The following is a 22413-nucleotide window of genomic DNA, read 5'->3' on the forward strand; positions in this document are numbered from 1 at the left end:
CACCTTGTTGAGGTCCGGGAACAGGCTGGCAAGCTGGCGCATCGGCGTGTTCACGACGGGGCAATCCTCGCCGCAGCGCACGCCGACGACCCGCACCTTGCCGTCCGCCATCGCCAGCATGTCGAAGGCGCCCGGCACCTGCAGCTGCTGGCCGATATGGCGCGCCACCTCAACCTCCGGCGAAATGATGACGTCGATCGGCATGTTGTCGCGGCTGAACAGATCTGCCCATTCCGGCTGCAGATAATTCTGGCTGCGCACGCGGGCGATCTTCGTTGGCACCTGGAACAGGGAATGGCCGACCTGGCAGGCGATCATGTTCACCTCGTCGGCATAGGTGACCGCGATCAGCATGTCGGCCTCCTTGGCGCCGGCCATCTCCAGCGTGCCGGGATGCGAGGCGTGGCCGACGAAGGCGCGCACGTCGAGCGTATCGTTGATCTTGCGGATCAGCTCCGGCGACTGGTCGATGACGGTGACGTCATTGCCCTCGGAGGACAGATAGCGGGCGATGCTGGAGCCGACCTGCCCCGCGCCGCAGATAATCACGTTCATGGCTGTTGCCTATCCTTTCGACGACCGCCGGCAAGGGCCGGAGATCAGGAAACCAGCTTCGTCGCCCGTTCCGGTGCCGGCACGCCCAGCGATTTCAGCTTCCGGTGCAGGGCGGACCTCTCCATGCCGACAAAAGCCGCAGTTTTTGAGATATTGCCACCGAACCGGTTCACCTGCGCCATCAGATATTCCCGCTCGAACAGCTCGCGGGCTTCGCGCAGGGCCAAATTCATGATCTCGCTGCCCTTGTCCAGCCGCGTGACCGCCGGCGCCGTGGCGCTGATCTCCGGCGGCAGGTTCTCGATCCGGATCGGCTCGCGCGCATCGCCCGGCGCCATGATCAGCATCCATTCCGCCAGATTGCGCAGCTGGCGCACATTGCCCGGCCATTCATAGACCTGCAGCGCCGCGATCACGTCATCGCTGATCTGGCGGATCGGCAGGCCCGCCTGCTCCGCCGCGCGGGCCAGGAAATAGGCGATCAGCGTCGGCACATCCTCCCGGCGTTCGCGCAGGGAGGGGCCGCGCAGCGGCACCACATTCAGCCTGTAATAGAGGTCCTGGCGGAACCGGCCTTCCTGCATTTCATGCTCAAGGTCGCGGTTGGTAGAGGCGATCACGCGCACATCCACCTCGACGCGCCGGCGGCCGCCCAACCGCTCGAAGGTCTGGTCCTGCAGTACCCGCACGATCTTGCCCTGGGTTTCCAGCGGCATATCGGCAACCTCATCGAGCAGCAGCGTGCCGCCATGGGCCTGCTCGAAGGTGCCGATCTTCCGCCCGCCATTGCCTTCCTGCTCGCTCTCGCTGCCGAACAGCTCCAGCTCCAGCCGGTCAGGGTGCATGGTGGCGCAGTTCAGCACGATAAAGGGCCCATTATTGCGCCGGGACCGGGCATGGACCATGCGGGCAACCACCTCCTTGCCCGACCCGGCCGGCCCGGTGATCAGCACGCGGCTGCCAGTGGGGGCCACCTTCTCGATGGACTGTCGCAGATGCATGATCGCCGGAGAACTGCCCGTCAGCTCCGTCTCCGGCCCGCCGCGCAGCCTGAGTTCCGCATTCTCCCGGCGCAGGCTGGCATCCTCGATGGCGCGCCTGACCTGGAGGAGCAGCCGGTCAGTCTTGAAGGGTTTCTCGACGAAATCGTAGGCGCCGCGCTGAAGCGCGCTGACCGCCATCTCGATGGTGCCATGGCCGCTGATCATGACCACCGGCAGGTTCGGGTGATCGTGCTTCACGCGGTCGAGAATCTGCAACCCGTCCAGCCGGCTGCCCTGCAGCCAGATATCCTGGATCACCAGATGCGGCAGACGGGTTGCGATCGCATCCAGCGCCTCGTCTGAATTCGCCGCCATGCGGGTGCGATAGCCCTCATCCCCCAGAATGTCGGAGATGAGCTGTCGAATATCCGCCTCGTCATCGACGATCAGGATGTCATGCGCCATGAACAACCGCTAATCCAGGAGTGTCGCCGCCGGAACCGGCTGATGAGCCAGGACCGGAGCCGGAGCCAGAATCGGACAGGCGGGCAGTCTCTGCTTCGATGCCGGATTTACCATGGTGGCCGGAGATTACATCCCGCCCCGGGAAAATCAACCGGACACGCGCACCGGTGCGGCGGCGGTCTTCGATTGTGAGATCGCCGCCATGGTCCTCCATGATTTTCTTCACGATGGCGAGGCCCAGCCCTGTCCCCTTCTCCCGTGTCGTCACATAGGGTTCGGTCAGGCGGTGCCGTACCTCCTTGGGCAGGCCCTTGCCATTATCCTCGATACACAGCTCGACCTGGCCGTCCCGGTGCTGGATGGCAAGCCGGACGATGCCGGGTTTGGGGTCAGTCTCCTGGCGGGCGCCGATCGATTCGATGGCGTTCTGCACCAGGTTGGTCAGCGCCTGACGGACCTGACGGTGGTCGCACCAGACCATGGCCGGCGCATCCGGCAGGGAGGCCACGAACCGGATATCCTGATGCGCGCTGCGATAGAGCGTCAGGGTCTCGCGGCACAGTTCGTCCAGATTCTCGTGGCGCAGGACAGGTGCCGGCATCCGCGCGAAGTTGGAGAATTCGTCCACCATGCGGCCGATATCGCCGACATGGCGGATGATCGTCTCGGTACAGGCCGCGAAGCTTTCCTTGTCGGAGACGATCTCGCCCAGATATTTGCGCTTCAGCCGTTCTGCGGACAGCTGGATCGGGGTCAGCGGGTTCTTTATCTCATGCGCGATGCGGCGCGCCACATCAGCCCAGGCCGCCTTGCGCTGCGCGGTCATCAGCTGGGTGATGTCGTCGAAGGTCAGGATGAAACCCAGCGCGCGGTCCTGCTCGGCATTGCTGTCACCCCGCTCCGCCGTGATCCGCACCAGGAGGGTGCGCTGCCCCGCCTCGCCCTGGAGGATGACCTCGCGTTCCAGGTCGCGGTCCGGCCGCGCCTGTGCCACCGCCAGCAAGTCGGCCATTTCCGGCACGACATCGCCAATCGGCAGGCCGATGGCGCGTTCCAGCGGCTGATCCAGCAGCAGCGAGGCCGACCGGTTGGGCAGGTTGATCCGCCCCTCCGCATCGAGGCCGATGACGCCGGCCGAGACACCAGCCAGGACAGTCTCGGTGAAGCGGCGGCGGGTATCGAGCTGCCGGTTGGCGTCGATCAGCTCCTGCCGCTGCTCTTCCAGCTGGCTCGTCATCCGGTTGAAGGCGCGGCTGAGCACGCCCAGCTCGTCGGTGCCGTCCTCGTCCGTCACCCGGGCCGTCAGGTCGCCGGCCCGCACCCGCTCCGCCGCGCCGATCAGGTTGCGCACCGGGCGCCACAGCTCCGCCGCCACATTCAGGCCGACCCAGACCGCCGCCAGCAGCATCAGCAGCGCCACCACGACGAAGATCATCACGAAGGTGATCTGCAGGCTGGATTGCCGTCCCTGCAGGCGCTGATATTCCTCGACCGCGGCCTCCGTCTGGTCCATATGGGCCAGAACCTTGCTGTCCACGAACCGCCCGACATAAAGGTAGGCGTCGGCGAACCCGTCCAGCCGGACCAGCGCGCGCACCCGGTCGTCGGCGTCATTTTCCATCAGCACGACGGCGCCGGTTTCCGCCTCACGCAGCGAGGCTTCCGGCACGGTTTCGAAATGCATCGCGAAGCTGAGCGCCGATTGCGCGAGGATATAGCCGGTGCTGTCGAACACCACCGCCTCGGCCAGCGCCCTCACCTGCGCCTGCGCGCTGATGAAGGCGGTGAGCCGCCTGGGATTGGCGGACAGGCTCAGCGCCTCGCGGGTGAGGTCGGCGGCCATCGCCAGCACGTCGGCGCGGATCGTCTTCTGATGTTCCTCCAGATAGGCCTTCGCCACCTCGCGCGATTCGGTGACCGCCGTGCGCACCCGTTCGTCGAACCAGGACTGGATGCCGAAATTCAGGAACAGGGCGGAGAACACCGCGACAATGATCGCCGGAATGACGGCAACAAGCGCGAACAGCGTGACCAGCTTCAGATGCAGCTTGGAGCCCGCCAGGCCGCGCCGCCGCTCCATCCACAGCTGGACCAGCCGGTAGGACACCACCATGCCAACCAGCAGCAGCAGCAGCAGGTTGACGTTCATCAGGACGAAGATGGTGTTTGGATCGGGACCCAGCGGCCCGGAATCCGTCAGCGCTGCATAGGTCAGCGTGCCCGAGACCAGGGCCGCGACAATGAGCAGCAGCGCCACCTTGCGGCCAAGGCGCACACGCTCCGCCCAGTGCCCGAGGTGACGCCAGAAGCGCGCCATGCCGGCCGACCCTGTCATGTCCTTCGTGGCGCTGTCTCCGCTACGCGCCCTTTCCAAGGCGTCGTCGCTCATCGCATTACCATTGGCCAGCCTTGCGTTACGAGGCGGCTATTTTAGGCCGCGCGTCACCCGGATGTCCAATTCGCGGATTTTCTTGCGCAAGGTGTTCCGGTTCAGGCCGAGAAGCTCCGCCGCCTTGATCTGGTTGCCGCGCGTCGCCGACAGGCTGAGCGAGATCAGCGGCCGCTCGACCTCGCGCAGCACGAGGTCGTACAGGCCGGAACCCGGCATGCCATCGGCATGGGCGGAGAAGAAGCTCTTCAGATGCCGTTCGACTGCCGATCCCAGGCTTTCGCCCTCGCCGCCAACCTCAAGCGCGGGTTGCGGTTCCTCCGCCTCGGCCAGTTCCTCATTCACCACATCGGCGGTGATCTCGTCCTGCGAATAGAGCACGGCCAGGCGGCGGACCAGGTTTTCCAGCTCGCGCACATTGCCCGGCCAGGAATAGGCCTTCAGCCGGTCCAGCGCTGCAGGTTCGATGCTCTTGCGCGGCAGCCCCTCGCTGTGCGCCTCGGCCAGAAAATGCCGCACCAGCGCCGGCACATCCTCCTTGCGCTCGCGCAGCGGCGGCAGCCGGATCGGCACCACATTCAGCCGGTAGAACAGATCCTCGCGGAACAGACCCTGGCGGATCAGCTGGCGCAGGTCGCGGTGAGTCGCGGCGATGATCCGCACATCCGCCTTGATCGGCGTGCGCCCGCCGACCGTGGTGTATTCGCCCTCCTGCAACACGCGCAGCAGCCGGGTCTGGGCGTCCAGCGGCATGTCGCCGATCTCGTCCAGGAACAGCGTGCCGCCCTGCGCCTGCTCGAACCGGCCGGTGGAGCGCTGGGTAGCGCCGGTGAAGGCGCCCTTCTCATGCCCGAACAGCTCGCTCTCGATTAGTTCGCGCGGGATCGCCGCCATGTTGATCGCCACGAATGGCCCGGTGCGACGCTTGCCGTAATCGTGCAGCGCGCGGGCCACCAGCTCCTTGCCGGTACCGGATTCGCCATGGATCATGACCGTCAGGTCGGTGCCCATGAGCCGCGCCAGCACGCGGTAGATTTCCTGCATCGCCGGCGACCGGCCGATCAGCGGCAGGGTATCGTCGCTCTCCTCCGGCTGCTCGATGACCGGAGGCGGGGTTTCCTTCGGCGCCAGCAAGGCGCGCTGCACCACATTGATCAGCTGCTTCAGGTCGAACGGCTTGGCAAGATATTCGAAGGCGCCGCGCTCAGTCGCCTTCACCGCAGTCAGCAGCGTGTTCTGCGCGCTCATCACCACGATGCGCAGATCGGGCCGCTGGCGCTTGATGCGGGGGATAAGGTCGAGACCATTCTCGTCCGGCATCACCACATCGGTGAGCACCAGATCGCCCTCGCCCGCTTCCACCCAGCGCCACAGGGCAGCCGCCGTTCCAGTTACTTTCACATCGTAACCAGCACGTGCAAGCGCCTGATGCAAAACGGTTCTGATCGCGCGATCATCGTCAGCAACCAGAATGGTCTGGGACCGTGCCAGCGCCATCACTCAGCCTCCGCCGGCAGCAGCCGGGCGACCGGATCGCTGCCCATCTCTTCCGGCGCCATCGGCAGCATGACGCGGAAGACGGTGCGCTTCGGCTGGCTGTCCACCTCGATGATGCCGCCATGATCGCCGACGATCTTGGCAACCAGCGCCAGCCCAAGGCCGCTGCCATTCTGCTTGGTGGTGACGAACGGGTCGAACAGGTTCTGCCGCAGATCGTCAGGGATGCCGGGGCCGTTATCGGTGACGCTGATCACCAGCGGCAGGTCGAAGCTGCTGCGCGAGCCGGGCACCGCCAGCCTTATGCCATGCTTGTAGGCCGTGCTCAGGGTGATCTCGCCGCCCTCTTCCGGCAACGCCTCCGAGGCGTTCTTCACCAGGTTCAGGAAGATCTGAATCAGCAGGTCGCGGTTACCGAGCACGGCCGGCAGCGATGGATCATACTGCTCGACAAAGCGGTGCTGCCGGGCAAAGCCGGTCTTGGCGACCTTGCGCACATGATCCAGCACGAGATGGATATTCACCGGACCGCGCGGCATCGGCCGCTGGTCGGAGAAGACCTCCATGCGGTCCACCAGCGCGCAGATACGGTCGGTCTCGTCGCGGATCAACGTCGTCAGCTCCTGGTCACCGGGGTCCTGCACACTCTGCTCCAGCAGCTGCGCGGCCCCCCGGATGCCGGAGAGCGGGTTCTTCACCTCATGCGCCAGCATCGCCGCCATCGCGGTGACGGAGCGCGCCGCGCCACGGAAAGTCAGCTGCTGGTGAAATTGCAGCGCCACGGAGCGCTCATGGATGCAGATCGCCACCTGCCCATCGGAATCCGCGATCGGTGCGACCTCGATCGTCACGTCGCGGGTGCCGATGCGCGGTGTCTCCAGCGTCACGCCATGGTCCGACATGCTGTTGCCATGCGCCCGGACCTGCGACAGCAGGGAGAAGAGCGGGCTGTCGTCCGGGATGAAATCGGCAAGCCGCTGATCGCCCAGCTGGTTGGCGCTGAGGCGGAAGAACTGCTCGGTCGCGTCGTTCACATAGACGATCTGGTTGTCCGCATCGACCACCAGCACCGGGCTGGCCAGCGCCAGCAGGATCGCCGATTCCTCGACGCGCGCCGGACGCCGTCCCCGGCCCAGCAGCTTCAGCGGCGTGCTTATCTTCGCCATCAGGCGGCCTCCTGCAGGGATTTGCCCGCCGATCCGTCGAGGGCGGCGGTGAAGTAATGCTCCATGGCGTCCCGTACGGCATCCGGGTCCGTGGTATTGTTGACCAGCTGGCGGAAGGCCGCGGAACCGGGCAGGCACCGGCTGTACCAGCCAATATGCTTGCGCGCGATGCGGCAGCCGAGCTGCGGCCCGTAATGGCGCTGCATCGCCTCCCAGTGATCCCTGACCGTCTCCAGGATGACCGCCAGCGGCGGGTCCGGCAGCTTCTCCCCGGTGCGCAGATAATGTGCCACTTGCGCCGGGAACCAGGGCCGGCCATAGCTGCCCCGGCCGATCATCACCGCATCGGCGCCGGACAGGCGCAGCGCCTCGGTCGCCTCTTCCTCCGTCGTCACATCGCCATTCACGACGACCGGGATGGAAACCGCCTGCCTCCCCGCACGCACATAGGACCAGTCGGCCCGGCCGGTATAGAACTGGCAGCGGGTGCGGCCATGCACGGTGACCATGCGCACGCCGAGATCCTCGGCGATCCGGGCGAGCTGCGGCGCATTGCGGCTGCCATCGTCCCAGCCGGTGCGCATCTTCAGCGTAACCGGGATATCGACGGCCTTAACCGTCGCCTCGATCAGCGATGCGGCATGGTCGAGGTCGCGCATCAGGGCGGAACCGGCCTGCTGCCCGCCCGTCACTTTCTTCACCGGGCAGCCCATATTGATGTCGATGATGGCCGCGCCCCGGCCCGCATTCAGCTTCGCCGCCTCGGCCATCAGCGCGGGCTCACAGCCTGCCAGCTGGACCGACAGCGGATAGTCCGCGCTGTAATCCTCCGACATCTTGCGGATTTCCTTGCGCGCCTGCTGAACCATCGCGGCGCTGGCAATCATCTCGGAAACCACGAGCCCGACGCCGAAGCGCCGGACGATGCGGCGGAACGGCTGATCGGTGACACCAGACATGGGCGCCAGGATCACCGGCGACTCCAATTGAATTGGCCCGATTGATACGCTCATATTTTAGGCATCTTCCTTTCGTGCCCAAACTTTGGGCAACGCTACACCGAACAAATCCCGATGACAAGCGCGCGGATCACGCAACCTGCATACAGTTGTCCGGCAGTCGTTCGGTATTAGCCCAGAAGGATGTCGGCGACGAATTTCACGCCCGGATAGGCCAGTGTCAGCAGCAGGAAGGCGATCAGCACCAGACGGGCCGCCATCCGCCCGCGCAGGCCGGTCAGCCAGTGCGCCAGCAGCAGCGCCAGCACGACGGCGAAGACGGCAAGAGACAGCACGCTCTTATGGTCCAGCGCCAGCACCCCGCCACCGCGTGTCCAGTTCACCGCCATCCCGGTGGCAACCCCGAGGCCCAGTAGAATTTCCGCCAATAGCAGAAGGCCGATCTGCAGCCGCTCCCCCTCCGCCACGGCGGGCAGCAGCCGGGTCAGGCGGGTCGGTTGCTTGCGCTTCAGCGCACGTTCCTGCAGGAAGACAGCGAAACCTGACACCGCCGCCAGGGTCAGCAGCGCATAGGCTGTGACCGAGAGCAGGATATGCGCCTGCGTCCACAGGCCCGGCACCGTCCCGGCGAACGGCCCGGCCTCGATAGGCCGCAGCACGGTTGCCAATACACCCAGCAGCAGCATGTAGGGCAGCAGCAGCGGCGCCAGCCGCCGGCTGGCCGGCACGATCAGCACCGCCGCGGCAAACAGCACCATGGTCGCGGCCACGGTAACCCACAGCGCGCCGGACAGGTCGGCGTACCAGCGGCCATACATCTGCGCCACCACCCAGCCCACGGGGCCGATCACGGCGGGGACCAGCAGCACCCAGAACAGCCGGTCCCGTTCCGCCGTCCGGCCGAACGGCAGCAGCGATGCCGGCAGCATCGCGATCAGGGCGGAAAGACTGACGATCAGGGTGGTCGGCATGCGCGCCTTATATCCGGTCTGGTGAGAAATATATAGTGCTGCGAACGATTCGCAGAATATCATTTGTTGGCCAGCGCTGATAGCGGTCCTGATAACCCCAGGCGGAAGTTTCTGCCCGGCAAATTCTGCCGCCCGGCAAGATCGGCCAGGTGGCCTTCCCAGCCCACTGTCAAATAAATCAACAGGTTATAATTATATCATGCGGGCATGGCATTTGCCTCTGTGCACCTACACTCCCAACGGATGGAGCAGCGCACATGTCCATTTCCGGTATCGGCGGCCCATCGGGCATTACCATTGGCAGCCCGTCATCGATATCGCCCGGCAGTTCGCGCCTCGAAAAGCCGACCGCGCAGGACGAATTCCTCGACTATATGACGAAATCGCCCGCCGAGCGGATGCGCGAGATGATTCTCGGCGAGCTCGGCGTGACGGAAGAGCAGCTGCGCAACATGGACTCGCAGGAGCGCGCCAAGATCGAGGAGAAGATCCGCGAGACCATCCTGGAGAAGGTCAAGGAAAGCGCGGAGAAGAAGACCGGCATGATTGTCGACGTCGCGGTCTGAGGCGCATCCCGGTGGAAATTCCGCCCGCGCCGGCTTAGGCTCCGGCGCATGTCCAAGATCATCGCCCTTATCGTCGCCGCCGGACGCGGTCATCGCCTCGGCGGCAGCCTGCCGAAGCAGTATCTGCCGCTGGCCGGGCAGACGGTGCTGCGCCATACGGTGCGGCGATTCCTGGCACATCCTGGCATCAAGGCGGTGCGGGTGGTAATCCATCCTGATGACCGCGATCTTTACAATCAAGCGGTGGGCGATCTTAGCCTGGACGAACCGATTGCCGGCGGCGCCACGCGGCAGGACAGCGTGAGGCTGGGGCTGGAGGCGCTTTCCAAAGATGCGCCCGAGCTTGTGCTGATTCAGGATGCCGCCCGCCCCTTCACCGCCCCTGCGACCATCGACGCCGTGCTGGCGGCGCTGCAGGACCATCCCGGCGCCATTCCCGCCCTTGCCGTCGCCGATACGCTGAAGCGCGCCGAGGGTGCCCAGATCGCCGCAACGGTGCCGCGCGACGGCCTGTACCGCGCGCAGACACCGCAGGGCTTCCGCTTTGCCGACATACTGGCCGCTCATCGGGCGCTGGCCGGGCGGGAACTGACCGACGATGCCTCTCTGCTGGAAGCGGCAGGCCAGACGGTCGCGCTGGTGCCGGGCACCGAGGAGAATTTCAAGATCACCACGGCGGAGGACATGATGCGCGCCGAAACCCTTCTGGGCGCTGGTTTCGAGACCCGCAGCGCCAGCGGCTTCGACGTCCACCGCTTCGCCGAGGGCGGGGACCATGTCATGCTGTGCGGCGTCCCGGTGCCGCATGACAGCGGACTGGAAGGCCATTCCGATGCCGATGTCGGGCTGCATGCGCTGACCGATGCGCTGCTGGGCTGCATCGCCGCCGGCGATATCGGCCAGCATTTCCCGCCGACTGACCCGCAATGGAAGGGGGCGTCCTCCGACCGGTTCCTCGCCCATGCGGCGGGGTTAGTGGCGGCGAAGGGCGGACGCATCGTGCATGTCGATGTGACGCTGATCTGCGAGCGCCCCAAGGTCGGCCCGCACCGGGAGGCAATGACCGCCCGGATCGTGGAAATCCTCGGCCTCGCCGCCGACCGTGTCAGCGTGAAGGCGACCACGACCGAGCAGCTGGGCTTCACCGGCCGGCGCGAGGGGATTGCCGCGCAGGCCATGGCGACCGTCGAGTTGCCGCGCGCATGAGTCCGTTTCACCCGGCCTATATTCTGGCCACCTGGTTCTGGGCCGGGCGCATTCCGAAGGCGCCGGGCACCTGGGGATCGCTGGCCGCCCTGCCCGTCGCCTGGCTCATCGCCGATGCGTTCGGGCCGTTGGCGCTGCTGGTCGCCGCCGCGCTGCTGTTTCCTATCGGCTGCTGGGCCAGCGCCGCCTATGCCGAAGGTATCGGCCGCAAGGACCCCGGCTCCGCTGTCATCGACGAAGTTGTCGGGCAATGGATGGTGCTGGCCGTCATGCCGCACGACCCGCTGGCCTATGCCATCGGCTTCGCGCTGTTCCGGCTGTTCGACATCGCCAAGCCCTGGCCGGTGTCGCTGGCCGACCGGAAATTCACCGGCGGATTCGGCATCATGGCGGATGACGTGCTGGCCGGGCTTTATGGCATGATGGCCGCCGCCCTGATCATCCATTTCTTCTGGTGAGCGCGATGATTCCCGCCGATCTACAGGCCCAGGCCGCCGCCCTGCTGGAGCGCTGCAAGGAGGCCAGCCTCATTCTCGCCACGGCGGAATCCTGCACCGGCGGGCTGATCGCCGGCACGCTGACCGAGATCGCCGGCTCGTCCGCCGTGGTGGATCGCGGCTTCGTCACCTACTCCAACGAGGCGAAGGCGGAGATGCTGGGTGTCGATCCGGCGCTGATCGGCGCTCAGGGCGCGGTCAGCGAACCGGTCGCCCGCGCCATGGCGGAAGGGGCGCTGGCCCGCTCCCACGCCGATATCGCGGTCGCCGTCACCGGCGTTGCCGGTCCCGGCGGCGGCACCGCGACGAAGCCGGTCGGCCTCGTCCATTTCGCCGTCGCCCGCAAGGGGCGTGAGACGGTGGCCTATCATGAGGTGTTTCCCGGCGACCGTTCAGCGGTGCGCCGCGCCACCGTGGAAAAGGCGCTGACGATGATCGACGCGGCGATTTAACCGCACTCTCCATCGTCATGGTCGGGCCATCCTTGGACTTGATCCGAGGGGCCGACCATCCAGCAAACGGCTCCGTTTCTATGGATCCTCGGGTCAAGCCCGAGGATGACGATAGAAAAATCGACTGTCAGCCGGCTGAACGGTCTTCGGCGGCATTGCCGGCAGCCTCGCCATAGAGCGCGTGCGCCCGCGTCTCGAAGGCGCCGACCATGCGGCGCACCGCCTCGTTGAACAGCACCGACATCATCTTCTGCAGCAGGACCGAGCGGAACTCGAAATCGACATAGAAGTCGATCAGGCAGGCCTCTGCTCCCTCGCCCTCGGCCGGCAGGAAAATCCAGTGGTTGTTCAGGTACTTGAACGGGCCTTCCGTGTAGGTCACGTCGATCCGCATGCCCGGCTGGTCGAGCGCCACGCGCGAGGTGAAGCGTTCCCGCACCATCTTGAACCCGATGATCAGGTCGGCGATCAGCAGCGCTGGCTCGCGCTTGCGGATGCGCGCGCCCAGGCACCAGGGCAGGAATTCCGGATAGCGCTCCACATCGGCGACCAGATCGAAAAGCTTCTGCGGCGCGTAGGGCAGGACGCGCTGTTCGGCGTGCGTCGGCATGAAGCGGCGGCTACTCGGCGGCGGGAACGGCCTGGGCCGTCAGCTTCGCCTCGCGGGCCGCGCGCAGGCGCTGGAAATCGTCGCCGGCATGATGCGAGGAGCGCGTCAGCGGCGAGGCCGAGACCATCAGGAAGCCCTTGGAGTAGGCCTTGCGCTCATAGGTCTTGAACTCGTCCGGCGTGACGAAGCGCTCCACCGCCGCATGCTTCGGCGTCGGCTGCAGATACTGACCGATGGTCATGAAATCCACATCGGCACTGCGCAGATCATCCATCACCTGCGCCACCTCCTCCGCCGTCTCGCCGAGGCCGACCATGATGCCGGACTTGGTGAAGATCGACGGGTCAAGCTCCTACAACCGGTCGAGCAGGCGCAGCGAATGGAAATAGCGCGCGCCAGGACGGATCGTCGGATAGAGCCGCGGCACGGTTTCCAGATTGTGGTTGAACACATCCGGCTTCGCCGCGACCACCACCTCCAGCGCGCCCTCCTTGCGCAGGAAATCGGGCGTCAGGATCTCGATGGTGGTGCCCGGCGCCTCCTCGCGCAGACGCTGGATGACGCGCGCGAAATGGGCTGCACCACCGTCCGGCAGGTCGTCGCGATCCACCGAGGTGATAACCACATGCTCCAGCCCCAGCTTGCCGACCGCCACCGCGATATTGTCGGGCTCGTGCGGGTCCAGCTTGTCCGGCATGCCGGTGGCGACGTTGCAGAAGGCGCAGGCGCGCGTACACACGCTGCCCAGAATCATGAAGGTGGCGTGCTTCTTCTTCCAGCATTCGCCGATATTCGGGCAGGCCGCTTCCTCGCACACGGTGACGAGGTTGAGCGTGCGCATGAGCTGCCGGGTCTCGTTATATTCCTTCGAGACAGGCGCCTTCACGCGAAGCCATTCCGGCTTGCGGCGCTGCACCGGATTATCGGGCCGGTGCGCCTTTTCGGGGTGACGGACCGTCGGCTTCGCCTCAACGGTACTCATGGCTGGCCTATCCTTGCTGCGGGCCTTGGCTTCGCGCCTTACGGCGGGAACATCCTAGAAGTGGATGGCCCGCCCGTAAGCGTCAAGCACGGATTCGTGCATCATCTCGGACAGTGTCGGATGCGGGAAGACAGTGTGCATCAGCTCCGCCTCCGTGCTCTCCAGCGTGCGGGCCACGGTATAGCCCTGGATCAGCTCGGTCACTTCCGCGCCGATCATGTGGGCGCCCAGCAGCTCGCCGGTCTGGGCGTCGAACACGGTCTTCACCATGCCTTCCGGCTCGCCCAGCGCGATGGCCTTACCATTGCCGATGAAGGGGAAGCGCCCGACCTTCACTTCGTGGCCTGCCGCCTTCGCCTTGGCCTCGGTCAGGCCGACGCTGGCAACCTGCGGACGGCAATAGGTGCAGCCCGGAATGTTCGCGGTGTCCAGCGGGTGGACGCCCTTCAGCCCGGCGATCTTCTCGACGCAGACAACGCCCTCATGGCTGGCCTTGTGGGCGAGCCAGGGCGGGCCAGCCAGATCGCCGATGGCATAGACGCCCGGCTCCCCGGTGGCACCATAGGGATCGGTCACCACATGGGTCTTCTCGACCTTCACCTTGGTGCCGTCGAGGCCCAGATTCTCCACATTGCCGACGATGCCGACCGCGAGGATGACACGATCCACCGTGATGTCGGTGGTCTTGCCCCCGGCCTCGACCGTGACGGTGACGTTGTTCTGGCCCTTCTTCAGCCCCTTCACGCCGGCCGAGGTCATGATCTTCATGCCCTGCTTCTCGAAGGATTTCTTCGCGAAGGCGGAGATTTCCTCATCCTCCACCGGCAGGATGCGGTCCATCACCTCAACGACGGTGACGTCGGCGCCCATATCCTTGTAGAAGCTGGCGAATTCGATGCCGATGGCGCCTGAACCCACGACCAGCAGCGATTTCGGCATGCTCTCCGGCACCATCGCTTCCTTGTAGGTCCAGACCAGCTTGCCGTCCGCCTCCAGCCCCGGCAGGGAGCGCGCCCGCGCTCCGGTCGCCAGAATCACATTCTTCGCGGTCAGGTCGGCGATCTTCTTGCCGTCCTTGTCGGTGACCGCCAGCTTGCGCTGCCCGCCAGCCGTCCCGTCCAGCTTGCCCATACCGTCGAAGACGGTGACCTTGTTCTTCTTCAGCAGATGCTTCACGCCGCCGGAAAGCTGCGAGGCCACCTTGCGGGAGCGGTCCACAACCTTCTTCACATCGAAGCTGATGTCCTTGGCGGAAAAGCCGTAATCGCCCAGATGGTCGAGCATGTGCTTGACCTCGGAGGAACGCAGCAGCGCCTTGGTCGGGATACAGCCCCAGTTCAGGCAGATGCCGCCCAGATGCTCACGCTCCACCAGAGCGGTCTTCATGCCGAGCTGCGCCGCGCGGATGGCGGCGACATAGCCGCCCGGCCCGCCGCCGACGACGATGAGGTCGAATGAGGTATCGGCCATGTCGGTCTCCCTTCCTGCCGCCTTACAGCAGCATCGTCATCGGGTCTTCGATCAGCTTCTTGAAGACGGACAGGAACTCCGCCCCGATCGCGCCATCGACCACGCGGTGATCGACCGACAGGGTGCAGCTCATCACCGTGGCGATGGCCAGCGCGCCGTCCTTCACCACCGGCCGCTGTTCGCCCGCACCGACCGCCAGGATGGCACCCTGCGGCGGGTTGATGACGGCTGCAAAATCCTTGATGCCGAACATGCCGAGGTTGGAGATCGAGAAGGTACCGCCCTGGAATTCCTCCGGCTTCAGCTTGCGCTCGCGCGCCCGCTTCGCCAGATCCTTCATCTCGGCGGAAATCTCGACCAGCCCCTTGGAGCCGGCATCGCGGATCACCGGGGTGATCAGCCCCTCGTCGATGGCGACGGCGACCGAGATATCGACCTGGTCATAGATGCGGATGGCGCTCTCGGTCCAGGTGGCGTTGGCCGCCGGCACCTTCTTCAGCGCCAGCGCCGTCGCCCGGATGACGAGATCATTCACCGACAGCTTGTAGCCGCTGTCGCCCGCCTTCTCGTTCAGCTCCTTGCGCACGGCGAGAAGCTTGTCGATCTCGCAATCGATGGTCAGGTAGAAATGCGGCGCGGTCAGCTTCGATTCGGTCAGGCGCTTGGCGATGACCTTGCGCATGGAGCTGTTCGGCACCTCGGTATAGGACGGCAGGCCCGGCACATCCGGCTGGCTCTGCGGCAGTGACATCGGTGCAGCCGTCTGGGGGGCAGCGGCAGCGGCCTGCGGGGCAGCAGCCGGAGCCTTGGCGCCACCCTTCGACAGCGCCGCCTCGATATCCGCCTTCACGATGCGGCCGTTCGGGCCGGACCCGCTGAGGCTGGCGAGGTCGAGGCCGGCCTGTTCCGCCATGCGGCGGGCCAGCGGGCTGACGAAGATACGGTCGCCCTTGTCGCCGCCGGCAGCAGGCTTCGCCGCTTCCGGCTTGGGCTGTTCCTTCGGCGCCTCGGCCTTCGCTTCCTGCTTGGGCGCTTCCTGCTTCGGCGCCGGCTTGGCGTCACCGGCCCCCTCAATGGCGGAGGCGTCCTCGCCCTCCTCCAGCAGCCAGCCGATCAGCTCATTCACCGGCACGCCCTCGGTGCCTTCCGGCACGACGATCTTGCCGAGCACGCCCTCATCGGCGGATTCGACCTCCATCGTCGCCTTATCGGTCTCGATCTCCGCGATCACGTCGCCGGAAGCGACCGTGTCGCCTTCCTTCTTCAGCCACTTGGCGAGCGTTCCCTCGGTCATGGTCGGCGACAGGGCCGGCATCAGAACCTTGATCGGCATGGTGTTTCCCCCTCAGCGTCCGGCTTTTTGTCCAGGGTTGCTCAGCGATAACAGACGGCCTTGGCCGCCTCGGTGATATGGTCCGCCTGCGGCAGGGCCAGCTTTTCCAGATTGGCGGCATAGGGCAGCGGCACATCCACGCCGCAGACCCGCTTCACCGGCGCGTCCAGATGGTCGAAGCATTCCTCCATCATTAGCGCCGCCAGCTCGGAGCCGATGCCGGCATAGGGCCAGCCCTCCTCGCAGGTAACCAGACGGTTGGTCTTCTTCACCGAGTTGATGATGGTTTCGGTATCCAGCGGCCGGATGGTACGCAGGTCGATGACTTCCGCCTCGATGCCCTGCTCCGCCAGCTTCTCGGCAGCCTCAAGCGCCCGGCCGACCATGATCGAGAAGGCCGTGATGGTCACGTCGGAGCCCGCACGCACCACCTTGGCGCGGCCGATGGGCACGACGAACTCTTCGGATTCCGGCACCTCGAAGCTCTGGCCGTAGAGTAGTTCGTTCTCCAGGAAGATGACCGGATTGTCGTCGCGGATCGCCGATTTCAGCAGCCCCTTGGCATCCGCCGCCGACCAGGGCGAGACCACCTTCAGGCCCGGGCAATGCGCGTACCAGGAGGCATAGCACTGGCTGTGCTGGGCGGCGACGCGTGAGGCAGCGCCGTTCGGCCCGCGGAACACGATGGGGCAGCCCATCTGGCCGCCCGACATGTACAGCGTCTTGGCCGCCGAATTGATGATCTGGTCAATCGCCTGCATGGCGAAGTTGAAGGTCATGAACTCGACGACGGGGCGCAGCTTCTTGAAGGCGGCACCGGTGGCAAGGCCGGCAAAGCCCTGCTCGGTGATCGGCGTGTCGATCACGCGCTTGGCGCCGAACTCGTCCAGCAGCCCCTGGCTGACCTTGTAGGCGCCCTGATACTGCGCGACTTCCTCGCCCAGCAGGAACACTTTCTTGTCCAGCCGCATCTCCTCCGCCATCGCGTCACGCAGTGCTTCGCGGACGGTCTGGGTCTTCGTATTGGCGAAATAGCGGTCCTCGTCGCTGGCCGGCACGGCGGCCTTCGGCTGGGCCGGCGCGGCCGGTGCCTTGGCCTCGGCCTTTGGCTCCTCTTTCGGCGCCTCCTGCTTTGCCTCTGGCTTCGGCGCGGGAGCGGCCTTTGCGTCCTCGGCGGCTTCCCCTTCCTCCAGCAGCATGGCGATGGGCGTGTTCACCGCCACCCCATCGGTGCCCGCCTCGACCAGAATCTTCCCGAGCGTGCCTTCATCGACCGCCTCGACCTCCATGGTCGCCTTGTCGGTCTCGATCTCGGCCAGAACGTCGCCGGCCTTGACCTCATCGCCTTCCTTCTTCAGCCAGTTGGCCAGCTTGCCTTCCGTCATGGTCGGCGACAGCGCCGGCATCAGAACCTCGATGGGCATGGTACCCCCTCACCTGTTTCGCGGCAGCGCCTTGATCGCCGGCCGCTGAGTGTAGCTTCGGATTGCGTTCAGGCCTCGACCAGCACGTCGGTCCACAGTTCCGACGGATCGGGTTCCGGGCTGGTCTGCGCGAAATCGGTGGCGTCGGTGACGATGTCCTTCACCTCGCGGTCGATCACCTTCAGATCGTCCTCGGCCGCACCGGCGTCGAGCAGCATCTTGCGCACATTGTCGATGGGATCGCGTTCCTGCCGCATCTTGTTGACCTCCTCCTTGCTCCGGTACTTGGCCGGATCGGACATGGAGTGGCCGCGATAGCGGTAGGTCTTCATTTCCAGGATATAGGGGCCCTTGCCGGCGCGGGCGTGCGCCACGGCGCGTTCGCCGGCTTCCTTCACGGTCAGCACATTCATGCCGTCCACGACCTCGCCGGGAATGCCGTAGGCATGGCCACGATGAGCGAGGTCCGGCCCGGCGGCGGCGCGCTGCACCGAAGTGCCCATGCCGTACTGGTTGTTCTCGATGATGTAGATGACCGGCAGCTTCCACAGGGCGGCCATGTTGAAGCTCTCATAGACCTGGCCCTGGTTCACCGCGCCATCGCCCATATAGGTGAGGCAGACCCGGTCGTTCTCCTCATACTGGTTGGCGAAGGCGATGCCGGTACCGATCGGCACCTGCGCGCCGACGATCCCATGACCGCCGTAGAAATTCTTCTCGCGGCTGAACATGTGCATGGAGCCGCCCTTGCCCTTGGAATAGCCGCCGATGCGGCCGGTCAGTTCCGCCATCACGCCGCGCGATTCCATGCCGGTGGCCAGCATATGGCCATGGTCGCGGTAGGAGGTGACGACCGAGTCGCCATCCTCGATGGCCGCCTGCATGCCCACCACCACGGCTTCCTGGCCGATATAGAGGTGGCAGAAGCCGCCAATCAGACCCATGCCGTAAAGCTGGCCCGCCTTCTCCTCGAAGCGGCGGATCAGCAGCATCTCACGGTAATAATGCTTCAGATCGTCGAGGGAGGCCGCCGGCGCGCTCTTCGCCTTAGACGACTGGGCCTTCGACGACTGGCGGCTGGATGTGCTGCGGCTGGCAGCACTCTTTGTCCGGGTCTTGCTGCTGGTACTGGCCATAACGCCTCCCCTCGGTCGCGTTCATGCGTTGGATGGCGGCCGGCCACAGCGCGGCCATTAACCATCACCAACCACTATATAGGAGAAAGTGCCGACAAGGCTAATCGCTTGATCGACGCCCCTAGTGTCAGGGCAACAGATAATGCAAAGCCAGCATGCGATCAAGGTCACGCTAAAATACTGAAAATATTGGAAGAAACTGTAATTAACTGAATTTCAGTTAATCGTCTTTGGCGGCCACCGGCAGCTGTGCGACCATCGATTTCGCACTGCGAAGAACTGGAGCCGGCGGCAAGTCTGGCGTAGTGGAAAATCCATTCGCAGGCGCAGCAATAATCACGACCTCGTCAGGGTGCGCGAGATTCAGCATGATCCTGGCCCGCTCTTCCAGCATATCAGGGTCGATACTGGCCGGCTCCAGCAGCGAAACGCGGCGCTCCAGCCGGTCATGGACGGCCCGCACCTCGTCCAGCGTCGCCTCGGCACTGGCAATCTGCTGGTCGACCAGACGCCAGGCCAGCAGCCCGCGCTCGCCCTGCACCGCGTGATAGACGAAATAGCCCAGCAGCAGCGCCCCGCAGACCGGGCCTACAGCATGTCGCGCGCGACGGCGTATTTCACGAATGGCGTCCATGGAGGGATGGAATCACACGCGATTCCATGTCGTCAAGCGATACCGGCTGGATTCGCCAAGAAGAATCAACCTGTTGCGGAAATGACTCATGAAAAAAGGCGGCCCGAAGGCCGCCCTTTCCCAATCCGTCGAATTGCTTAGCGCAGGATCGCGGTGCCAGCGTAGCGCGCGGCCCCGCCCAGCTGATCCTCGATGCGCAGCAGCTGATTGTACTTCGCCAGCCGGTCGGAGCGGCTGAGCGAGCCGGTCTTGATCTGCCCGCAATTGGTGGCGACCGCCAGGTCGGCGATGGTCGAATCCTCGGTCTCGCCGGAGCGGTGCGACATGACGGCGGTGTAGCCGGCGCGATGCGCGCGCTCGACCGCTTCAAGCGTCTCCGACAGGGTGCCGATCTGGTTCACCTTGATGAGGATGGAATTGGCAACGCCGCGCGCGATGCCGTCCGACAGCCGGTCCGGGTTGGTGACGAACAGATCGTCGCCGACCAGCTGGACCTTGCCGCCCAGCGCATCGGTTAGCGCCTTCCAGCCGTCCCAGTCATCCTCGCCCATGCCATCCTCAATGGAGATGATGGGGTAGCGTCCGCACAGCTCCTCATACAGCTTCACCATGCCGGCGGCGTCCAGGCTCTTGCCCTCGCCGTCCAGCGCGTACTTGCCGCCCTTGTGGAACTCGCTGGCGGCCGAATCCAGACCGAGCGCGATATCCTCGCCCGGCTTGTAGCCCGCCGCCTCGATAGCCTTCATGATGAAGGCCAGCGCCTCGTCGGCGCTCTTCAGGTTCGGCGCGAAGCCGCCCTCGTCGCCGACATTGGTGTTGTGGCCGGCATCCTTCAGCTGCTTCTTCAGATTATGGAACACCTCGGCGCCCATGCGCAGCGCCTCGGCGAAGCTGTCCGCGCCGACCGGCAGGATCATGAACTCCTGGAAGTCGATGGGATTATCGGCATGCGCACCGCCATTGATGATGTTCATCAGCGGCACCGGCAGGGTGCGGGCATAGACGCCGCCGACATGACGGTAGAGCGGCAGGCCGAGATCGACCGCGGCCGCCTTGGCGACCGCCAGGCTGACGCCGAGGATGGCGTTGGCGCCCAGGCGCGCCTTGTTCGGCGTGCCGTCCAGATCGATCATCAGCTGGTCGATATGCACCTGCTCGGTGGCATCCAGGCCTGACAGCGTGTCGAAAATCTCGCCATTCACCGCATCGATGGCCTTCTGCACGCCCTTGCCGAGGTAGCGGCTCTTGTCGCCGTCGCGCAGCTCCAGCGCCTCATGCGTGCCGGTGGAGGCACCGGACGGCACGCCAGCGCGCCCGGTGGCGCCACTTTCCAGCGTCACATCGACCTCGACGGTCGGGTTGCCGCGGCTGTCGAGAATCTCGCGGGCGACGATATCGATGATGGCGCTCATGGCTTGATGGCCTCCGGATGGCAGAACGAGACGAGGAATGTACGGGCTGGCGACTCATAGCCGCCTGCCCGGAAGATGACAAGCCGGCTGACAGGTTCGGTCAGCCGATCGACACCGGGTTGGCCTTGGCCAGCCGGTCGAAGGCCAGCAGCGTTTCCAGCAGTGCCGGCATCGCCTTCAGCGGCACCATGTTCGGCCCGTCGGACGGCGCGTTATCTGGGTCCTGATGGGTTTCCATGAAGACCGCCGCAACGCCGATGGACAGGGCGGCACGGGCCAGGATCGGCACGAATTCGCGCTGACCGCCGCTGCTGGTCCCCTGCCCGCCCGGCTGCTGCACAGAATGGGTGGCGTCGAACACAACCGGGCAGCCGGTCTGCGCCGCCATGATCGGCAGGGAGCGCATATCACTGACCAGCGTGTTATAGCCGAAGCTGGCGCCGCGCTCGGTCACCAGCACATTCTCGTTGCCGCTCTCGACCAGCTTGGCGACCACATTCTTCATGTCCCACGGGGCGAGGAACTGGCCCTTTTTCACATTCACCGTGCGACCGGTCTTCGCCGCCGCGACCAGCAGGTCTGTCTGGCGGCACAGGAAGGCCGGAATCTGCAGCACATCCACCGCCTTGGCGACGATGGCGCAGTGGCCGGGCTCATGCACATCGGTCAGCACCGGGCAGCCATAGGTTTCGCGGACCTCGGCCATGATCGGCAGGCTCTTTTCCATGCCGAGGCCGCGTTCGCCCTTGATGCTGGTGCGGTTCGCCTTGTCATAGGAGGTCTTGTAGATCAGCCCGATGCCCAGCTTTGCCGTCAGCTCGGCCAGCGCATGGCTCATCTCCAGCGCATGCTGCCGGCTTTCCAGCTGGCACGGGCCGGCAATCAGGGTGAAGGGCCGGTCGTTGCCGATCTCCAGCTTGCCGACGCGGACGAGACGCTGTGCGACGCTCATTGCATTCCCTTTGAACTCAGACCAGCCGCGACTGTTCGAGCGCGGCTTTCACGAAAGAGGTGAACAGCGGGTGCGGCTCGAACGGCTTCGACTTCAGCTCCGGATGGAACTGCACGCCGACGAACCAGGGGTGGCTCGGAATCTCCACCACCTCCGGCAACTCGCCATCGGGCGACATGCCGGAAAAGCGCAGGCCGACCTGCTCCAGCCGCTGCTTGTAATTGATGTTCACCTCATAACGGTGACGGTGCCGCTCGCTGATCATCCGCTGGCCGTAAATCTCCTCCAGCTTGCTGCCGTCAGCGACGGCACAGTCATAGGCGCCCAGCCGCATGGTACCGCCCAGATTGCCCTCGGCGCTGCGGCGCTCGACCTCATTGCCGCGCATCCATTCGGTCAGCAATCCGACGACCGGCTCGTCCGACGGGCCGAATTCGGTGCTGCTGGCCTTCGGCAGATGCGCCAGCGAGCGCGCCGCCTCAATCACCGCAATCTGCATGCCGAAGCAGATACCGAAATAGGGCACGTTGCGTTCGCGCGCGAAGCGCACCGCCGCGATCTTGCCTTCGCTGCCGCGCTCGCCGAAGCCGCCCGGCACCAGGATACCGTGAATTCCCTCCAGGAAATGCACCGCATCCTCGCGCTCGAAAATCTCGGCATCCATCCAGTGCAGGTTGACCTTCACATTGTTGGCGATGCCGCCATGCGCAAGGGCCTCGGCCAGCGACTTGTAAGCATCGAACACGGAGGTGTA

General features: G+C 65.3%; 20 protein-coding genes and 1 pseudogene. 4 read left to right on the forward strand and 17 right to left on the reverse strand.

Features of this window, described 5'->3' with window-relative positions; all coding sequences use genetic code 11:
• From trkA to ccsA, 7 genes are all read right to left on the reverse strand, one after another.
• Positions 1–555 (reverse strand): Trk system potassium transporter TrkA (trkA, locus tag MK313_RS12280; RefSeq protein WP_287781853.1); only part of this gene is annotated, 555 nt, incomplete at its 3' end.
• 44 nt (positions 556–599) lie between these two features.
• Positions 600–2003, reverse strand: coding sequence for a sigma-54-dependent transcriptional regulator (locus MK313_RS12285; RefSeq protein ID WP_287781854.1), 1404 nt, complete (start codon positions 2001–2003; stop codon positions 600–602).
• A complete protein-coding gene (locus tag MK313_RS12290) occupies positions 1993–4392 on the reverse strand; it encodes a sensor histidine kinase NtrY-like (protein WP_287781855.1) in 2400 nt (799 codons plus the stop codon). Before MK313_RS12290 ends, MK313_RS12285 begins: the two co-directional genes overlap by 11 nt.
• Positions 4393–4428: 36 nt before the next feature.
• Entirely contained in the window at positions 4429–5889 is a 1461-nt protein-coding gene (gene ntrC, locus MK313_RS12295) for a nitrogen regulation protein NR(I) (RefSeq protein ID WP_287781856.1), read from the reverse strand.
• Positions 5889–7055: a two-component system sensor histidine kinase NtrB gene (locus tag MK313_RS12300; RefSeq protein ID WP_287781857.1), complete on the reverse strand. Its 1167-nt coding sequence runs from the start codon at positions 7053–7055 to the stop codon at positions 5889–5891. Before MK313_RS12300 ends, ntrC begins: the two co-directional genes overlap by 1 nt.
• Positions 7055–8068, reverse strand: coding sequence for a tRNA dihydrouridine synthase DusB (gene dusB, locus MK313_RS12305; RefSeq protein WP_287781858.1), 1014 nt, complete (start codon positions 8066–8068; stop codon positions 7055–7057). Before dusB ends, MK313_RS12300 begins: the two co-directional genes overlap by 1 nt.
• Before the next feature lie 116 nt (positions 8069–8184).
• A complete protein-coding gene (gene ccsA, locus MK313_RS12310) occupies positions 8185–8985 on the reverse strand; it encodes a cytochrome c biogenesis protein CcsA (protein WP_287781859.1) in 801 nt (266 codons plus the stop codon).
• A 257-nt stretch (positions 8986–9242) separates the two neighbouring features.
• Here ccsA and MK313_RS12315 point away from each other — a divergent pair, with 257 nt between their 5' ends.
• The 4 genes from MK313_RS12315 to MK313_RS12330 are packed head-to-tail and all read left to right on the forward strand — an operon-like array spanning position 9243 to position 11706.
• Complete coding sequence (locus MK313_RS12315) at positions 9243–9551, forward strand: hypothetical protein (protein ID WP_008943581.1); 309 nt, start codon at positions 9243–9245, stop codon at positions 9549–9551.
• A gap of 48 nt (positions 9552–9599) precedes the next feature.
• Positions 9600–10757 carry a bifunctional 2-C-methyl-D-erythritol 4-phosphate cytidylyltransferase/2-C-methyl-D-erythritol 2,4-cyclodiphosphate synthase gene (locus tag MK313_RS12320; RefSeq protein WP_287781860.1) on the forward strand — a complete coding sequence of 386 codons (1158 nt, stop codon included), beginning with the start codon at positions 9600–9602 and terminating at the stop codon, positions 10755–10757.
• Positions 10754–11215, forward strand: coding sequence for a phosphatidylglycerophosphatase A (locus MK313_RS12325; protein WP_287781861.1), 462 nt, complete (start codon positions 10754–10756; stop codon positions 11213–11215). Before MK313_RS12320 ends, MK313_RS12325 begins: the two co-directional genes overlap by 4 nt.
• A 5-nt stretch (positions 11216–11220) precedes the next feature.
• On the forward strand, positions 11221–11706 hold the full coding sequence (locus MK313_RS12330; RefSeq protein WP_287781862.1) for a CinA family protein: 486 nt from the start codon (positions 11221–11223) through the stop codon (positions 11704–11706).
• 127 nt (positions 11707–11833) lie between these two features.
• Here MK313_RS12330 and MK313_RS12335 read toward each other — a convergent pair whose 3' ends face one another.
• The 10 genes and pseudogenes from MK313_RS12335 to MK313_RS12380 form a co-directional block, all read right to left on the reverse strand.
• Positions 11834–12316: a type II toxin-antitoxin system RatA family toxin gene (locus tag MK313_RS12335; RefSeq protein WP_287781863.1), complete on the reverse strand. Its 483-nt coding sequence runs from the start codon at positions 12314–12316 to the stop codon at positions 11834–11836.
• A 10-nt stretch (positions 12317–12326) separates the two neighbouring features.
• Positions 12327–13298, reverse strand: a pseudogene (gene lipA, locus MK313_RS12340) (lipoyl synthase).
• Positions 13299–13352: 54 nt separating this feature from the next.
• Positions 13353–14768: a dihydrolipoyl dehydrogenase gene (gene lpdA / locus MK313_RS12345; protein WP_287781864.1), complete on the reverse strand. Its 1416-nt coding sequence runs from the start codon at positions 14766–14768 to the stop codon at positions 13353–13355.
• A gap of 22 nt (positions 14769–14790) precedes the next feature.
• Entirely contained in the window at positions 14791–16101 is a 1311-nt protein-coding gene (locus tag MK313_RS12350) for a pyruvate dehydrogenase complex dihydrolipoamide acetyltransferase (RefSeq protein WP_287781865.1), read from the reverse strand.
• Between the two features lie 41 nt (positions 16102–16142).
• Positions 16143–17525: a pyruvate dehydrogenase complex E1 component subunit beta gene (locus tag MK313_RS12355; RefSeq protein ID WP_287781866.1), complete on the reverse strand. Its 1383-nt coding sequence runs from the start codon at positions 17523–17525 to the stop codon at positions 16143–16145.
• Positions 17526–17593: 68 nt separating this feature from the next.
• Positions 17594–18661: a pyruvate dehydrogenase (acetyl-transferring) E1 component subunit alpha gene (pdhA, locus tag MK313_RS12360; RefSeq protein ID WP_008943590.1), complete on the reverse strand. Its 1068-nt coding sequence runs from the start codon at positions 18659–18661 to the stop codon at positions 17594–17596.
• Positions 18662–18881: 220 nt separating this feature from the next.
• Positions 18882–19295 (reverse strand): FtsB family cell division protein, encoded by a 414-nt coding sequence (locus MK313_RS12365; protein ID WP_008943591.1) that lies wholly within the window; start codon positions 19293–19295, stop codon positions 18882–18884.
• 137 nt (positions 19296–19432) lie between these two features.
• Complete coding sequence (gene eno / locus MK313_RS12370) at positions 19433–20707, reverse strand: phosphopyruvate hydratase (protein WP_287781867.1); 1275 nt, start codon at positions 20705–20707, stop codon at positions 19433–19435.
• A 100-nt stretch (positions 20708–20807) separates the two neighbouring features.
• Positions 20808–21659, reverse strand: coding sequence for a 3-deoxy-8-phosphooctulonate synthase (gene kdsA, locus MK313_RS12375; RefSeq protein WP_287781868.1), 852 nt, complete (start codon positions 21657–21659; stop codon positions 20808–20810).
• A 16-nt stretch (positions 21660–21675) separates the two neighbouring features.
• Positions 21676–22413: CTP synthase (locus MK313_RS12380; protein WP_287781870.1), on the reverse strand; the 738-nt coding region annotated here is incomplete at its 5' end.

The sequence above is a fragment of the Oceanibaculum sp. genome, assembly GCF_022449305.1.
GTDB classification, from domain to species: domain Bacteria; phylum Pseudomonadota; class Alphaproteobacteria; order Oceanibaculales; family Oceanibaculaceae; genus Oceanibaculum; species Oceanibaculum indicum.

Bases quoted from the DNA above. Each gene is read 5' to 3' on its own strand.
- MK313_RS12285 (WP_287781854.1), bottom strand. From the start codon at position 2,003: ATGGCGCATGACATCCTGATCGTCGATGACGAGGCGGATATTCGACAG.
- MK313_RS12290 (WP_287781855.1), bottom strand. From the start codon at position 4,392: ATGAGCGACGACGCCTTGGAAAGGGCGCGTAGCGGAGACAGCGCCACG.
- ntrC (WP_287781856.1), bottom strand. From the start codon at position 5,889: ATGGCGCTGGCACGGTCCCAGACCATTCTGGTTGCTGACGATGATCGC.
- MK313_RS12300 (WP_287781857.1), bottom strand. From the start codon at position 7,055: ATGGCGAAGATAAGCACGCCGCTGAAGCTGCTGGGCCGGGGACGGCGT.
- dusB (WP_287781858.1), bottom strand. From the start codon at position 8,068: ATGAGCGTATCAATCGGGCCAATTCAATTGGAGTCGCCGGTGATCCTG.
- ccsA (WP_287781859.1), bottom strand. From the start codon at position 8,985: ATGCCGACCACCCTGATCGTCAGTCTTTCCGCCCTGATCGCGATGCTG.
- MK313_RS12315 (WP_008943581.1), top strand. From the start codon at position 9,243: ATGTCCATTTCCGGTATCGGCGGCCCATCGGGCATTACCATTGGCAGC.
- MK313_RS12320 (WP_287781860.1), top strand. From the start codon at position 9,600: ATGTCCAAGATCATCGCCCTTATCGTCGCCGCCGGACGCGGTCATCGC.
- MK313_RS12325 (WP_287781861.1), top strand. From the start codon at position 10,754: ATGAGTCCGTTTCACCCGGCCTATATTCTGGCCACCTGGTTCTGGGCC.
- MK313_RS12330 (WP_287781862.1), top strand. From the start codon at position 11,221: ATGATTCCCGCCGATCTACAGGCCCAGGCCGCCGCCCTGCTGGAGCGC.
- MK313_RS12335 (WP_287781863.1), bottom strand. From the start codon at position 12,316: ATGCCGACGCACGCCGAACAGCGCGTCCTGCCCTACGCGCCGCAGAAG.
- lpdA (WP_287781864.1), bottom strand. From the start codon at position 14,768: ATGGCCGATACCTCATTCGACCTCATCGTCGTCGGCGGCGGGCCGGGC.
- MK313_RS12350 (WP_287781865.1), bottom strand. From the start codon at position 16,101: ATGCCGATCAAGGTTCTGATGCCGGCCCTGTCGCCGACCATGACCGAG.
- MK313_RS12355 (WP_287781866.1), bottom strand. From the start codon at position 17,525: ATGCCCATCGAGGTTCTGATGCCGGCGCTGTCGCCGACCATGACGGAA.
- pdhA (WP_008943590.1), bottom strand. From the start codon at position 18,661: ATGGCCAGTACCAGCAGCAAGACCCGGACAAAGAGTGCTGCCAGCCGC.
- MK313_RS12365 (WP_008943591.1), bottom strand. From the start codon at position 19,295: ATGGACGCCATTCGTGAAATACGCCGTCGCGCGCGACATGCTGTAGGC.
- eno (WP_287781867.1), bottom strand. From the start codon at position 20,707: ATGAGCGCCATCATCGATATCGTCGCCCGCGAGATTCTCGACAGCCGC.
- kdsA (WP_287781868.1), bottom strand. From the start codon at position 21,659: ATGAGCGTCGCACAGCGTCTCGTCCGCGTCGGCAAGCTGGAGATCGGC.